15 protein-coding genes are annotated in these 12,659 nt (G+C 66.9%); 5 read left to right on the top strand and 10 right to left on the bottom strand.

Annotated elements, in window-relative coordinates; translation table 11 throughout:
• Nucleotides 1-285: 285 nt before the first annotated feature.
• Complete coding sequence (locus EN781_RS10660; RefSeq protein ID WP_126055071.1) at nt 286-519, top strand: DUF2093 domain-containing protein; 234 nt, start codon at nt 286-288, stop codon at nt 517-519.
• A 6-nt stretch (nt 520-525) separates the two neighbouring features.
• Here EN781_RS10660 and lpxK read toward each other — a convergent pair whose 3' ends face one another.
• The 6 genes from lpxK to EN781_RS10630 all read right to left on the bottom strand — a co-directional run bounded on the left by lpxK (nt 526) and on the right by EN781_RS10630 (nt 6,110).
• The gene (gene lpxK, locus EN781_RS10655; protein ID WP_126055072.1) at nt 526-1,551 is read right to left on the bottom strand and encodes a tetraacyldisaccharide 4'-kinase; all 1,026 of its coding nucleotides are present in this window, start codon (nt 1,549-1,551) and stop codon (nt 526-528) included.
• 1 nt (nt 1,552) lies between these two features.
• Nucleotides 1,553-2,869, bottom strand: a complete 1,317-nt coding sequence (gene waaA / locus EN781_RS10650) for a lipid IV(A) 3-deoxy-D-manno-octulosonic acid transferase (protein WP_126055073.1) — start codon at nt 2,867-2,869, stop codon at nt 1,553-1,555.
• Entirely contained in the window at nt 2,866-3,648 is a 783-nt protein-coding gene (locus EN781_RS10645) for a lysophospholipid acyltransferase family protein (RefSeq protein ID WP_126055074.1), read from the bottom strand. The genes waaA and EN781_RS10645 overlap by 4 nt, the downstream gene beginning before the upstream one ends.
• Nucleotides 3,649-3,653: 5 nt before the next feature.
• The gene (locus EN781_RS10640) at nt 3,654-3,899 is read right to left on the bottom strand and encodes a DUF4170 domain-containing protein (RefSeq protein WP_126055075.1); all 246 of its coding nucleotides are present in this window, start codon (nt 3,897-3,899) and stop codon (nt 3,654-3,656) included.
• 74 nt (nt 3,900-3,973) lie between these two features.
• Nucleotides 3,974-4,780, bottom strand: coding sequence for a 3'(2'),5'-bisphosphate nucleotidase CysQ (locus EN781_RS10635; RefSeq protein WP_126055076.1), 807 nt, complete (start codon nt 4,778-4,780; stop codon nt 3,974-3,976).
• A complete protein-coding gene (locus tag EN781_RS10630) occupies nt 4,767-6,110 on the bottom strand; it encodes a TldD/PmbA family protein (RefSeq protein ID WP_126055077.1) in 1,344 nt (447 codons plus the stop codon). The genes EN781_RS10635 and EN781_RS10630 overlap by 14 nt, the downstream gene beginning before the upstream one ends.
• Nucleotides 6,111-6,279: 169 nt before the next feature.
• Between EN781_RS10630 and EN781_RS10625 the strand changes: the two genes are divergently transcribed.
• Nucleotides 6,280-6,696 carry a VOC family protein gene (locus EN781_RS10625; protein ID WP_126055078.1) on the top strand — a complete coding sequence of 139 codons (417 nt, stop codon included), beginning with the start codon at nt 6,280-6,282 and terminating at the stop codon, nt 6,694-6,696.
• Between the two features lie 35 nt (nt 6,697-6,731).
• Here the strand turns inward: EN781_RS10625 and EN781_RS34755 are convergent, their stop codons facing one another.
• Together EN781_RS34755 and EN781_RS10620 are read right to left on the bottom strand one after the other, a co-directional pair.
• On the bottom strand, nt 6,732-6,881 hold the full coding sequence (locus tag EN781_RS34755) for a hypothetical protein (RefSeq protein WP_210213468.1): 150 nt from the start codon (nt 6,879-6,881) through the stop codon (nt 6,732-6,734).
• 39 nt (nt 6,882-6,920) lie between these two features.
• A complete protein-coding gene (locus tag EN781_RS10620; protein ID WP_127399964.1) occupies nt 6,921-7,334 on the bottom strand; it encodes a hypothetical protein in 414 nt (137 codons plus the stop codon).
• A 30-nt stretch (nt 7,335-7,364) separates the two neighbouring features.
• Between EN781_RS10620 and EN781_RS10615 the strand changes: the two genes are divergently transcribed.
• Complete coding sequence (locus EN781_RS10615; protein ID WP_127399963.1) at nt 7,365-7,571, top strand: hypothetical protein; 207 nt, start codon at nt 7,365-7,367, stop codon at nt 7,569-7,571.
• 41 nt (nt 7,572-7,612) lie between these two features.
• Here EN781_RS10615 and EN781_RS10610 read toward each other — a convergent pair whose 3' ends face one another.
• On the bottom strand, nt 7,613-8,863 hold the full coding sequence (locus EN781_RS10610) for an FAD-dependent oxidoreductase (protein ID WP_126055080.1): 1,251 nt from the start codon (nt 8,861-8,863) through the stop codon (nt 7,613-7,615).
• Nucleotides 8,864-8,870: 7 nt separating this feature from the next.
• Entirely contained in the window at nt 8,871-10,259 is a 1,389-nt protein-coding gene (locus tag EN781_RS10605) for a PLP-dependent aminotransferase family protein (protein WP_126055081.1), read from the bottom strand.
• Between the two features lie 282 nt (nt 10,260-10,541).
• Between EN781_RS10605 and EN781_RS10600 the strand changes: the two genes are divergently transcribed.
• Both EN781_RS10600 and EN781_RS10595 read left to right on the top strand, forming a co-directional pair.
• On the top strand, nt 10,542-11,720 hold the full coding sequence (locus EN781_RS10600; RefSeq protein ID WP_126055082.1) for an ABC transporter ATP-binding protein: 1,179 nt from the start codon (nt 10,542-10,544) through the stop codon (nt 11,718-11,720).
• A partial coding sequence (locus EN781_RS10595) for an ABC transporter substrate-binding protein (protein ID WP_145965478.1) occupies nt 11,717-12,659 on the top strand: 943 nt, incomplete at its 3' end. The genes EN781_RS10600 and EN781_RS10595, both read left to right, overlap by 4 nt.

Raw genomic sequence — 12,659 nt, 5'->3', positions numbered from 1 at the left:
GTTCAAGGCCTGCGCGGCGAGCTGCGCCGAAGACGCGGCCGACGGCGCCGGCGGCTGGACGAGCGCCTTGACCAGCGCGGTGGTCGCCGGATCGGCCTTGGCCGATGGCACCGGCTGCGGCGTCAGCGCCTGCTTCAGCAGCGACGTCAGGCGGGTGGAGGAAATGTCCATGCCGGCTCCCAGCAACCATTATGCTGTTGGAGCGATACTCCACGAGCATTGCGTCAGGCTTGACCTTGCCTGCGATTTGTGGCGATTGAATCCCATGAACCCAAGCGTCATTTCATGATGAACCGTTTTGAAGGCCCGGGCGGCAAGGAAGCCCGCATCCGCTATCTCGACGGCGACTTCCAGGTCACCAGTCCGGGCGCGTTCGTGCGGTGCGCCGTGACCGGCGAGAGCATTCCGCTGGACGAGCTCAAATACTGGAGCGTCGCCCGGCAGGAGCCTTACGCCAACGCCACTGCCTCGCTGCGCCGCGAGATCGAGATGCACCCGGAAATGCGCAGCCGGGGATAGCACGTCTCACCGCCGCAGCTTGCGCTGCCGCCACGCATCAAGCGTCTCGTCGATGATGCGCTCGGGCACGTGGTCGAGCTCGAACACAGCGTCGATCTCCAGTACCTCGAGTTGATCCAGGAACTCTTGCGACGCGCCATGACGCAGCCGGGCCGCGTCCTTGGCCGTGGTGACGAGGCGAAGACCGTCGCGCTTCGCTGTCGCCGCCAGTTCGGCAAGCTCGTCCTCGGCATAGAAATGGTGGTCCGGGAAGGATTTGGCGAGCACGACGTCGCCGCCGGCCTGGCGCAGCGTGCCGAAGAATTTCTCGGGATGGCCGATGCCGGCAAAGGCGAGGAAGCGCTTGCCGGCGAAGCGTTCACGGGCGCGAGGCTCGGTATGCGCCTCGAAGATCGGCCGGCCGGCGCGCGCCGCTTGGCGCACCACCGGATCGGCCGCCGTCCCCTCGCCCATCTTGAGCAGTGCGCTGGTGAAGACCAGTTGGTCGACGATGTTTGCCCTCAACGGTCCGCCGGGGATGACGCGGCCATTGCCGATGCCGTAGCGCGTGTCGACGACGACCAGCGCGAAGTCGATATGAAGGCGCGCGCTTTGGAAGCCATCGTCCATGATGAGGAAGTCGCAACCGAGCTTTTCCATCAGCAACCGGGCGCCGGCAGCACGGTTCGGCGTCACCGCCACCGGCGCATGCTCGGCCAGAAGCAGCGGCTCGTCGCCGACATGCCTGGCGGCGTCGTGATGCAGATCGACGATATGCGGCTCACCAAAAGAGCCGCCATGGCCGCGCGACAGGAAGCCGGGACTGAGCTGCATGCGCTTGGCTTGCCTCGCCAGTGCGATCGCCACCGGAGTCTTGCCGCTGCCGCCGACGGTGAAGTTGCCGACGCACAGCACCGGCGCCTCGACCTTTTCGCGCGGCGCATGCCGCATCCGGCGGCCGGCCAGGAGCGCGTAGGCCGCCGACAGCGGCGACAGCGCCAGAACGCGCCAGTCCGGTTCTTCCCACCAGAAGGGCGGTGCTTCGGAGGTCACGCTACCTCCCGTTGGCGCCCTTCAGGCGCGACTTCACGATCAGGGGCTGGATATAAGGCTCCAGCGACTTCAGCGTGCGCGCCAGCGCGCCGCGCATCTCGTCGACGGTGGCGGCGCCGGCCGCCATCATCTCGTGGCGCGCCACCTCGTTGCTCAGCAGGAAGTTGACGGCGCCGGCCAGCATGTCGCGATCGCGCACCAGCTTGGCGCCGCCACTGTCGAGCAGGCGCTGATAGGCCTCGCGGAAATTCTGCACGTTGCGGCCGGCAAGCACCGCCGTCTCCAGCATCGCCGGCTCGAGCGGGTTCTGGCCGCCCTCGGAGGTCAGCGAGCGGCCAACGAAGGCGATTTCCGTCAGCCTGAGATAGAGACCCATCTCGCCGATCGTGTCGCCGAGCAGGATGTCGGTATCGGCCGTGATCCTGTCGCCCTTGCTGCGGCGGGCGAGCTTCAGGCCCATGCCGGAAATCTGCGCGGAGAGCGCCTCGGCGCGATCGGGATGGCGCGGCACGATAATGGTGAGCAGCCCAGGGTGGCGCCGATGCAAGGTGGCGTGCACTTCGGCCGCCACGACCTCCTCTCCGTCATGGGTCGAGATCGCCGCCCAGGTCGGCCGCTCGCCGATCTGCCGCCTCAGCGAGGCGAGCGCCCGTTCGTCGACCGGCGGCGGGGCGGTATCCACCTTGAGGTTCCCCGACACCGTGACCGGCCGGGCACCGAGCGTGCGGAAGCGCTCGCCGTCGACATCCGACTGGGCAACGACATGGGCAAGGTTCTCGAATAGCGCCTCGGCGATGTTGGCGCGCTTCTTCCAGGACGAGAAGGAACGGTCGGACAGCCTGCCATTGACCAGCACCTGCGGCACGCGGCGGGCGCCGAGCTCCAGCATGGTCATCGGCCAGATCTCCGATTCGGCGATGATCGCGAGGTCGGGCCGCCAATGGTCGAGGAAGCGGCTGACTGCGGGTTTCAGGTCGAGCGGCACGTATTGGTGGATGATGCGGTCGCCAAGCCGCTCGTCGACGACCTGCGCGGAGGTGACCGTGCCGGTGGTGAGCACGATGTTGACGCCGTAGTCGAGGATGCTCTCGACCAGCGGCACGACTGCGAGGGTCTCGCCGACGCTGGCCGCGTGGATCCAGATCATCGGCCCTTCAGGGCGTGGACGGCCGGCGACGCCATAGCGCTCGCGCCGGCGCACGCGGTCCTCCTTGCCCCTGGACGTGCGCCAGGCGACGTAAGGACCGATCAGCGGATAGGCGGCGGCGCCCGCGTAGCGGTAGGCCGACAGCATGGTGCGCGCCCAGCGCTCGCTCATTTCAGGCCGTCCACGAGGCGATAAACCTCGGTCGTTGCCGCGTTGATCGCGGCGGTGACTTCCTGGCGCTTGCGTTCCATCTCGGCGTCGTCGGCATCGGCCGGCACGAATACCGGCGGCCCAACGATAACCGCTGAGCGGCCGAAAGGCAGGTTAATGGTGGTTTTGTCCCAGCTTTTTTCAAGCACCTTGCGGCGGCTGGTGGCGATCGCCGAAGGCAGGATCGGCCGGCCGGACAGTCGCGCCAGAAGCACGATGCCCATTCCGGCGTCGCGCGGCGTGCCGTGCGGGATGTCGGCGATCATGGCCACGTTCTTGCCGGTGCTAAGCGATTTCTTCAGGGCAATCAAAGCCTTGGCTCCACCCTTGTCGAGATGCCTTGAACTGTCGCGCCCCCCCGAGCCGCGCACCGCCTCGATACCGAACTTCTCAAGCATCAGCGCGTTGAGCTCGGCGTCGGCGCTGCGCGAGACCATGGCGACCAACGGCCTGCCCTTGGGATAATACGCAGGCGTCAGCAGATGCTGGCCGTGCCAGAGCGCGATGATGCCGGGCTCCAGATGCGCGTAGGCGCCGCCGGCGACCTGAGTCGACCCCTTGACCAGCGGGCTGGTCAGGCGAACCAGACGGACGAAATTGGCGAACAGGCCGGCGATGAAGTTCTTGACGAATCGCGATTGGGCCAGCGGCTCGCGGATCCGGCGCCAGAGCGTGCGGGTCGTGCCGCCGCGCCGCACCGCGGGGCTGGTGACCGGCCCTTTCACCGCTTCATGCTCCATCGGTCTCAACCGGCGGCCCTGCTGTCCGGATCGAGCAGCCGGTGCAGGTGAACGACGAAATAGCGCATGTGGGCATTGTCGACGCTGGCCTGCGCCTTGGCTTTCCATGCCGCGTGCGCGGATTGATAGTCCGGATAGATGCCGACGATGTCGAGCCCATCGAGGTCGCGGAATTCGGTTCCGCCCAGCTTTTTCAGCTCGCCGCCGAACACCAGGTGCAAAAGCTGCTTCTTTCCGTCTTCCACGGCCATGTCGGTCCTTCACATATCGTGAGTTTGCAAAGGTCTAGACCAAAGCCGCCGACTTTGGAACCTTTGATGATGGTTCAACTCTCCAGCCCGGCGATGACGCCGGCAAGCACGTCGAGCAAGGCGCCGCTGCCGGCGGCCAGCGCGCCGTGGTGAATCACCGAGCCGGCATACCGTGGCGGGCGGCCGTGCCGGTCGAGCAAGGCGCCGCCGGCCTCGCGCAGGATGAGGTCGGCGGCGGCGATGTCCCAGTCGTGCGCGTTGGGCTTGACGAAGGTGGCGTCGAGCTTGCCTGCGGCGATCATCGCCAGGCGGTAGGCCAGCGAAGGAATGTAGGGCGTGCGATGCAGCCGGCCCTGCCAGGCTTCCGGCAACAGGTCGACCAGCGGCTTCGGCCCGCCGATATCCACGGTGTCCGCCAACGCCCGCACGCGGATCGACTCGCCGTTCAGGAAGGCGCCTTCGCCGGGCAGCGCCCAATAGGTCTCGTGCTTGGCCGGGCATTCGAGGACGCCGGCGAGTGTTACGCCGTTTTCCACGACCGCGACGCTGACGCACCAGGAATGCAGGCCATCGAGAAAACCGCGCGTACCGTCGATCGGATCGACAACGAAGGTGCGGCGCGCGGCGAGCCTGGCGTGGTCGTCGGCGGTTTCCTCCGACAGCCAGCCATAGTCCGGCCGCGCCTTGAGCAAGGTCTCGCGCAGATAGGCATCTGCCGCATGGTCGGCCTCGCTGACCGGCGAGGTGCCGCCCTTCATCCAGACTTGCGGGCTGTTGCCGAAATAGCGCATGGCGATCGCGCCTGCCTCGCGGGCGGCGTCACGCAGCAGGGCGAGGTCCCCGCGCGCTCCGGCCAGGATGAGCGGGTCACGCGCCGGCAAGGGTCATGCCTTCGATGAGCAGCGTCGGCGCGGCGGTGCCGAAATTGCGGTCGAGGTCGCTTGCCGGCACCATGTTGAGGAACATGGTCTTCAGATTCGAGGCAATCGTCACCTCGGCGACCGGATAGGCAAGCTCGCCATTCTCGATCCAGAAACCGGAGGCGCCACGGCTGTATTCGCCGGTGACCATGTCGACGCCCTGGCCAAACACTTCAGTGACATAGAAGCCGCTCTTCAACGACTTAATGAGATCCTCCGGCGCCCGTTCGCCCGGCTCGATGGCAAGATTGGTCGAGGATGGCGAGACCGAGGAGCCGCTGCGCGCGCCCCGTCCGTTGGTGACCAGGCCGAGCTCGCGGGCCGCCGAGGTCGACAGGAACCAGTGGTTCAGCACGCCCTTGTCGACCATCAGCAGCTTCTGCCCCTCGACGCCTTCGCCGTCGAAGGGACGCGAGGCTTGGCCGCGTCGCCTGAGCGGCTCGTCGGTGATAGTAACTGCAGCCGATGCCACCTGCTTTCCCATCATGTCGCGCAGGAAGCTGGTCTTGCGCGCCACTGCCGCACCGTTGATGGCGCCGGCGAGATGGCCGGCGATGCCGCGCGCGACGCGCGGATCGAACACCACGTCGACCGGCCCGGTCGCCGCCTTGCGCGCGCCGAGGCGGCGCACCGCGCGCTCGCCCGCCTTGCGGCCGATTTCTTCGGGCGCGTCGAGATCGGCGAAATGTTGGCGGGAAGAAAACTCATAGTCGCGCTCCATGCCGGTGCCCGCACCGGCGATGACGCTGGTCGAGCGCGAGAAGCGCGAGGCGACGTACTGGCCAACGAAACCATGCGAGGTGGCGAGCACCAGCCCGCCGAGGCCGGCGCTGGCGCTGCTGCCGGCCGAATTTGTGACGCCGTTCACCGCAAGCGCTGCGGCTTCGGCAGCAAGTGCTGCCTCCTTCAACGCGTCGGCCGGGACCTCGGTGGCGTCGAACAGGTCGAGGTCGCGTGGCTTGCCGGCCAAAAGCGCGGGATCGGCAAGGCCCTGATAGGGATCCTCGGGCGACACCTTGGCCATGGCGACGGCGCGTTCTGCCAGCGCCTTGGGGTTCGAGGCTGCGGTCGCGGAGACGCTCGCCACCCGCTGACCGACGAACACGCGCAGCGCGACATCCTCGCTCTCCGACGATTCGGTGCCCTCGACCTTGCCCAGCCGCACCGAAACGCCGGCCGAACGGCCGCGCACGGCGACTGCGTCGGCGGCATCGGCGCCGGCGCGCTTCGCAGCCTCGACGAGCGCCGCGACGCGGTCGGTCAGTTTCGCTGCGTCGAGCTGGTCGGTCATGCACTTGATCCTGTCTCTTCGGCCCGATTGGGCGGCTGCCGCACCATCTATTGTTCCCCTGTCGCTTGTGCAATGGCAGAAGGGCAATCAGGATGCCGCGACCCATTCGCGCCCGAACCGGCCGGAACAACCGGGCCGGAGCATCGTCAAACTGCCAGGAGCCTTCGCCATGACGCCTTTCCATCTCGCCTTTGCGGTGCGTGATCTCGATGAAACCCGCGCTTTCTATGGCGAGGTGCTGGGCTGCGCCATCGGTCGCTCCTCGGCGACATGGGTTGATTTCGACCTCTACGGCCACCAAATGTCGGCGCATTTGCGGCCGCGGGCATCCGGCGCCGCGCGCGACGGCCAGGTCGACGGCGTCGCGGTGCCGATTCCGCATTTCGGCGCGGTGCTCACGATGGACGAATGGCAGCGGCTCGCCGCCCGGCTGGAAGCCCGCGACGACATAGACTGGCTTGAGCGACCGATGGTGCGCTTCAAGGGCGAGCCCGGCGAGCAGGCGACGCTGTTCATCCGCGACCCTTCCGGCAATGCGCTGGAGTTCAAGGGCTTCCGCTCGCTGGAGCAGATCTTCGCGCGTTGAGCCGACCGGGCCACGCCACGCGCTGAGCCGCCGCGCTAGTTCGCGCCCGCCTCGTACTGGCCGGCGATGAAAATTTCGAGGAAGCGCCGCCCGTCGCGGCGGGAGGCCTCCTGGCCGGCATCGTAATTGGCCATCGCCGTTTGCCTTTGCCTGAAGACGTCGTTGGCGCGGCGTGGCGGCTTCATAGGAATTGGTCTTGCTCACGATCATACGCACCGCCGTGGTCAGGACATATTCGGCAACTTGCGGGTCGTCCCGCGAGACGTCCAGGCGCTGTCATGCTTGCCGACGGCCCAGACGAAGATGTGATCGTGCCCGGCAAGCATCAGCAGCAGGCCCTCATCGTCGTCCAGCAGGGCCTGCACATCGGCCACCGACAGCGGTTTGGTATGGGCAAGGTCGGCATAGCGCGGAAAGGATTCGGAAAGCCTGGCGTCGACGCCAGCCAGTTCGGCGCGCAGCGAATCGATCTCGCCGCGCAGGCGCACTAGCGCGTCGGCATGATCGGCACCTGCCGAACCAGCCTGCCCCAGCGCCTTTTCCTTCCCGGCGACCATGGCCACGAGATCCTGGCGCTCGCGCACAATGCCCGCCAGCTCCGGCGGGCCGGCGGCGGCGCGCAGGCCAAGCTGCTGCAAGGCGTTGCCGGCGGAGGAAAGCAGCGCCCATTGCGCCGCCTCGAACGCGTCCTCGAGGGGCGGTCGGCCGCCTGCACGACCGCTGACGCGATGAAGAATGCAAGCCCGGCCGCCACCACACAGATGCGCGCCAGGCGCCAAGGCGCCCTCGGCGATTTCAGTTCAACCAGCCCCAATGACAACCCCTGCCCGCCGATCGCCACGCAGGGATACGCGGCGATCACGCCATCATTGTGATGGGGAGGAATGGATGCAAGGGGCCGGAGCTTGTGCCTCGATCAGGCACCGAAGCGATCGGCGGCAAAAGGAGCGAGGCGAGAGGCATCGATCCGGCGGCCGATCAATTCGGCGACCAAGCGTGCCGTGATCGGCGCCAGTGTCAGGCCGAGATGACCATGGCCGAAGGCGTGGATCACCCTGGAACTGCCCCGCGACCAGCCGATGACCGGCCGGGAATCGGGCAGCGATGGGCGAAAGCCCAGCCACTCGGACGACGCTCGGCCAAGGTCGGGGAAGAACTGCCTGACGCCGCGATCGAGCAGCGCCAGACGGCGCGCATTTGCCGGTGCGGCATGCCCGCCCAACTCGACCGTGCCGGCGACGCGCAGCCGGCCAGCCATCGGCGTCATGTAGAAGCCGAGATCGACAGGACAGACCGGGCGATTGAGTAGAGGTGCGTCGGTCAGGAATTCGAGATGGTAGCCGCGTTCGGTTTCCAGCGGGATGCTGTCGCCGGCTTGCGCAGCCAGAGCGCGCGAGCGTGCGCCGGCAGCGATTACCACTGTCTTCGCTTTGACGCGGAAATCGGAACCGCCTAGCTCAACGCCGCCAGCGTCAGCCCGCAGGCTGGTCACTTCGGCTCTGACCAGCAGCGCGCCGCGGGCCGCGGCCGCATCGAACAGCCGGCGCATCACGAGGCTCGGATCGGCGACATTCATGGAGTGAGGGAAGTAAAGGCCGCGGGCGTGGGTTGCCTGCAGGCCGGGCTCCAGCCCGGCCACCTCTTGCGACGTCAGCACCTCCTGACGAACGCCAAGCTCGGCGCGCAGTGCCCGCCCGCCGGATGCGGCGGCAAAATCGCCCTCTCGGCGGTAGAGATAGAGGCAGCCGTTGCGGCGCAAAAGATCCTGCAGGCCGGCTTGCTGCGCCATCTCGGTCCAGGCCGGCAAGGCTTCGGCCAGCAGCCCCGCGAGCGCCAGTGCGTTGGCTCGGGTGGCCGCCGGCAGCGATTGCCTGACAAAGCGGACCAACCATGGCGCAAGCTGGAAAAGCGCTGTCCAGCGCAATGCGAACGGGCTGTCCGGGTCAAGAAGCAGTTTCGGCAGCGCGCGCAGGACGGCCGGATTGCCGACCGGCATGCAGGCATATTCGGCAATCGTTCCGGCATTGCCGAACGAGGCGCCCGAGCCCGGCTCGTTGGGATCGATGAGAAGGACCTCGCGGCCTTCGCCGGCAAGCCGCAACGCCGTCGCCAGCCCGACGACACCGGCGCCAACGATGGCGATTTCGACAGTCCTGGACGCTGCCACCGATGACCTACACAAAACCCGGCAGTTGCAGATGGCCGGCCGACAACAGTTCGGCCATGATGGCGAGTGCCGTGCGCAGATCCTCCTGCGAGCGCGCCGCGCCGACATTGATGCGCACGCCGTGCTGGACCGGCTCGCGGCCGACCGCGAAGGCATCGCCCGGCAGCACGGCGACGCCGCGCTCCAGGCAGGTGCGGGCAAAGCCCGCGCCGCGCCAGGGCTCCGGCAGGCGCAGCCAGGCATGGGTCGACGTCGGATGTGCCTGGATGTCGAAGCGGCCGAGGATTTCGCTCAGGATCGCCTGGCGCTGGCGCAGTTCCTGCTTCTGGATGTCGATGATGCGGGCAGCAGAGCCTTCCTCGATCAGCCTGGCACCGATCAGCGCCGTCAGCGGGCTGATGCTCCAGCAGTTGATGCGCAGCGCCGCCGCGACTTGGCCGGCGATGGGGCGCGGGGCGATGACGAACCCAAGGCGCAGGCCCGGCGCCAGGCATTTCGACAGCGCGCTGAGATGGATGGTCAGTTCGGGCTCGAGACAGGCGAAGGGGGGTGGCGGGTCGTCGGCCAGCGGCCGGTAGACGTCGTCCTCGATGATCAGCACATTGTAGCGGCGGGCAACCGCCGCAAGCTCATGCCGGCGCTCCGCGCTCAGCGTGATCGTCGTCGGGTTGTGCAGCGTCGGCACCAGGAAGACCGCGCGGGGCCGAAGCTGGGCGCAAGCCGCATCGAAGGCGTCGGGGCGCATGCCGGCGCGGTCCATGGCGACGCCCCTGAGATCCAGCCCATGCACGCGACAGAGCGCGTTTATGCCCTGGTACGTCACCTCGTCGGCAAGCACGACCTCGCCCTGCCTGGTCACCGCACCGAGGACACCGTCCAGTCCGTGCTGGGCGCCAGCGGCGAGCACGACGCGGCCGGGATCGCCGTCGCCGGCGACGGATTTGAACCAGTCGGCCACCGCCACGCGCGCCCAGAGCGGTCCTTCCGGCGGGTGGTAGTCCTGAAGCGCGGCGTAGTGCCGGTCCTTGGGCAGACGCGGCAGCAGCGCGGCAACCGCATCGAGATAGGCGGTGGTGGCCGGCCGGTTGACGGAAAGGTCGATGATGCCGCTCTGGTCGCTCGGCGACGACACGAAGCCCGGCTTCTCGCCGACGTCACGGGCGGCGACCGTCGTGCCGCGTCCGGGCCGCGCTTCGAGCAGCCCCTGCTCCTGAAGTGTCGACAAGGCCCGCGTGACGGTCGTGACATTGATGCCCAGTGCCCGCGCGATCTCGCGCTGCGGCGGCAACCGGTCACCGACCGCGAGCGTGCCGGCGGCGATGCGTTCGGCGATCGCGTCGGCAAGGCGACGGTAAACCGGACTTTCGTCGTCGGGGAGGCGAAGATCTTGCAGCATGCGGGAATCGACTACGGCTGATGTCTTACTGTTGGCGCATCTAGCATAAGACAATACTCCGGACAATAGAGCTTGTCTGGCGTACAACCGCAAGACATCCTGTTAACAATCTCACACAATCCGCCAAAAATCGGCTTGACGGACAAAGTTGTCTGCATCTATGGTCGATTACAGGTTAATTGTGTGACCATACAAGTCACATGACCTGCCGGGCAGCCGGTTTCCGGGAGGACGAGGCATGGATCGCAAGCCGCATCTCAGCCGCATCAAGGATTGCGGACTATGAACGCCAGCCAGGCCGCATTGCCGGCCGCCCCGGCCACGATCGCGCCGGCCGCGCAAGCCGGTCCCGGCAAGGGTTTCGTCGAATTCGCCGACGTCGAAAAATCCTACGACGGGCGGACTTTCGCCGTGACGCGGATGAACCTCACCGTTGCGCGCGGCGAATTCCTGACGCTGCTTGGTCCTTCCGGCTCCGGCAAGACAACGACGCTCAACATGCTTGCCGGCTTCGAGCGGCCGACGCATGGCACGATCACGCTGGAAGGCCAACCGGTCGACCGCTTGCCGCCTTATCAGCGCAACATCGGCATGGTGTTCCAGAACTACGCGCTGTTCCCGCATATGACGGTCGAGGAGAACGTCGGCTTCCCGCTCTCGGTCCGGCAGGTCGGCAAGGCCGATATCGCATCCAGGGTAGCGAGCGCGCTCGACATGGTGCGGCTCAGGCAATTTGGCGACCGCCGGCCGACCCAGCTTTCCGGCGGCCAGCAGCAGCGCGTGGCGCTTGCCCGCGCCCTGGTGTTCAAGCCGAGCCTGGTACTCATGGACGAGCCGCTGGGCGCGCTCGACAAGAAGCTGCGCGAACACATGCAGCTCGAGATCAAACAGATCCACACCATGCTCGGCGTCACCATCGTCTACGTCACGCATGACCAGAGCGAGGCACTGACGATGTCGGACCGCGTCGCCGTCTTCAACAATGGCGGCATCGCCCAGCTCGGCTCGCCCGATGATCTCTACAACACCCCGCAGAGCTCGTTCGTGGCGAGCTTCATCGGCGAGAACAACACGCTGGAAGGCGTGGTCGACCGCGTCTCCGGCGCAGAATGCAGGGTCCGGCTGAGCGGCGGTGGCGAACTCACCGCGCTGGCGATCGGCGTCGCGCAGGGCGCTCCCTGCCAGGTCGCCATCCGACCGGAACGGCTGACCCTGACGCCGATGGCGGCCGGCGGCAACGCCCTGCCCGCCACGGTGGACGGGCGGATCTATCTCGGCGACCACCTGCGCCTCGTGGCCAGGCTCGCCAACGACCAGGTGCTGACCGTCAAGGTCGGCCCCGAAGCGACGATGGCAAACGGCGAGGCCGTGACGGTCTCCTGCGCGCCCAATGATTGCCGCGCCTTTCCGGCCGATGCCGGGACGGGCGGCGCCATTCCGAAACAGGGGAAAACGACATGAAATACACAAAGCAGACTCTGCTCGCGCTTGTGGCCGCAACTGCCTTCACGACGACGATAGGCCACGCCGCCTTTGCGCAAGAGCTTTCCATCATGGCGAGCGGGGGCGCTTGGCAGGACGCCCAGCGCAAGGCCTGGTTCGAGCCGTTCAGCAAGGAGACCGGCGTCAAGATCCTCGAGCAGGAATATCTCGGCGACCTCGGCAAGGTGAAGGCCATGGTCGACACCGGCAACGTGCCGATCGACCTGGTGACGGTCGAGACGGCGACCGTGCTGCAGGGCTGCGACGCCGGCATCCTCGAGCGGCTCGACTATTCCAAGATCGGACCGCGTGACAAGTTCATCGAGGGCTCGGCGCTCGATTGCGGTGTCGGTCTCGATGCTTACGGGGATATCCTCGCCTATGACCCGACCGTGCTGAAAGAGGCGCCAACATCGGTGCTCGACCTCTTCGACACGACCAAGTTCCCGGGCAAGCGAGCCATGCGCAAGTTCCCGGCGCAGAACCTCGAATGGGCGCTGATGGCCGACGGCGTGGCGCCGGCCGACGTCTACAAGGTCCTTGCAACGCCGGAAGGCGTCGACCGCGCCTTCAAGAAGCTCGACACGATCAAGAAGGACATCGTCTGGTGGGATGCCGGCGCGCAGCCGGCGCAGCTTCTGGCCTCCAAGGAAGTGGTGATGACGACCGCCTGGAACGGCCGCATCCAGAACGCTATCGACACCGACGGCAAGCCGTTCAAGATCGTCTGGAACAACCAGATCCTCGAATATGACATGATCGCCATTCCAAAGGGCGCCAAGAGCCCGGACCTCGCCTACAAATATCTCGCCTATATCAGCGAGCCGGAAAACAACGCCAAGCTTGCCAGCTACATCACCTACGGACCGGTGCGCACCGATGCCGCGTCCTTCGTCGCAGCCGACGCCTTGCCGAAAC

The sequence above is a fragment of the Mesorhizobium sp. M4A.F.Ca.ET.090.04.2.1 genome (assembly GCF_003999085.1).
Taxonomy (GTDB): domain Bacteria; phylum Pseudomonadota; class Alphaproteobacteria; order Rhizobiales; family Rhizobiaceae; genus Mesorhizobium.
This window is presented reverse-complemented; position numbering and strand designations above follow the sequence as displayed.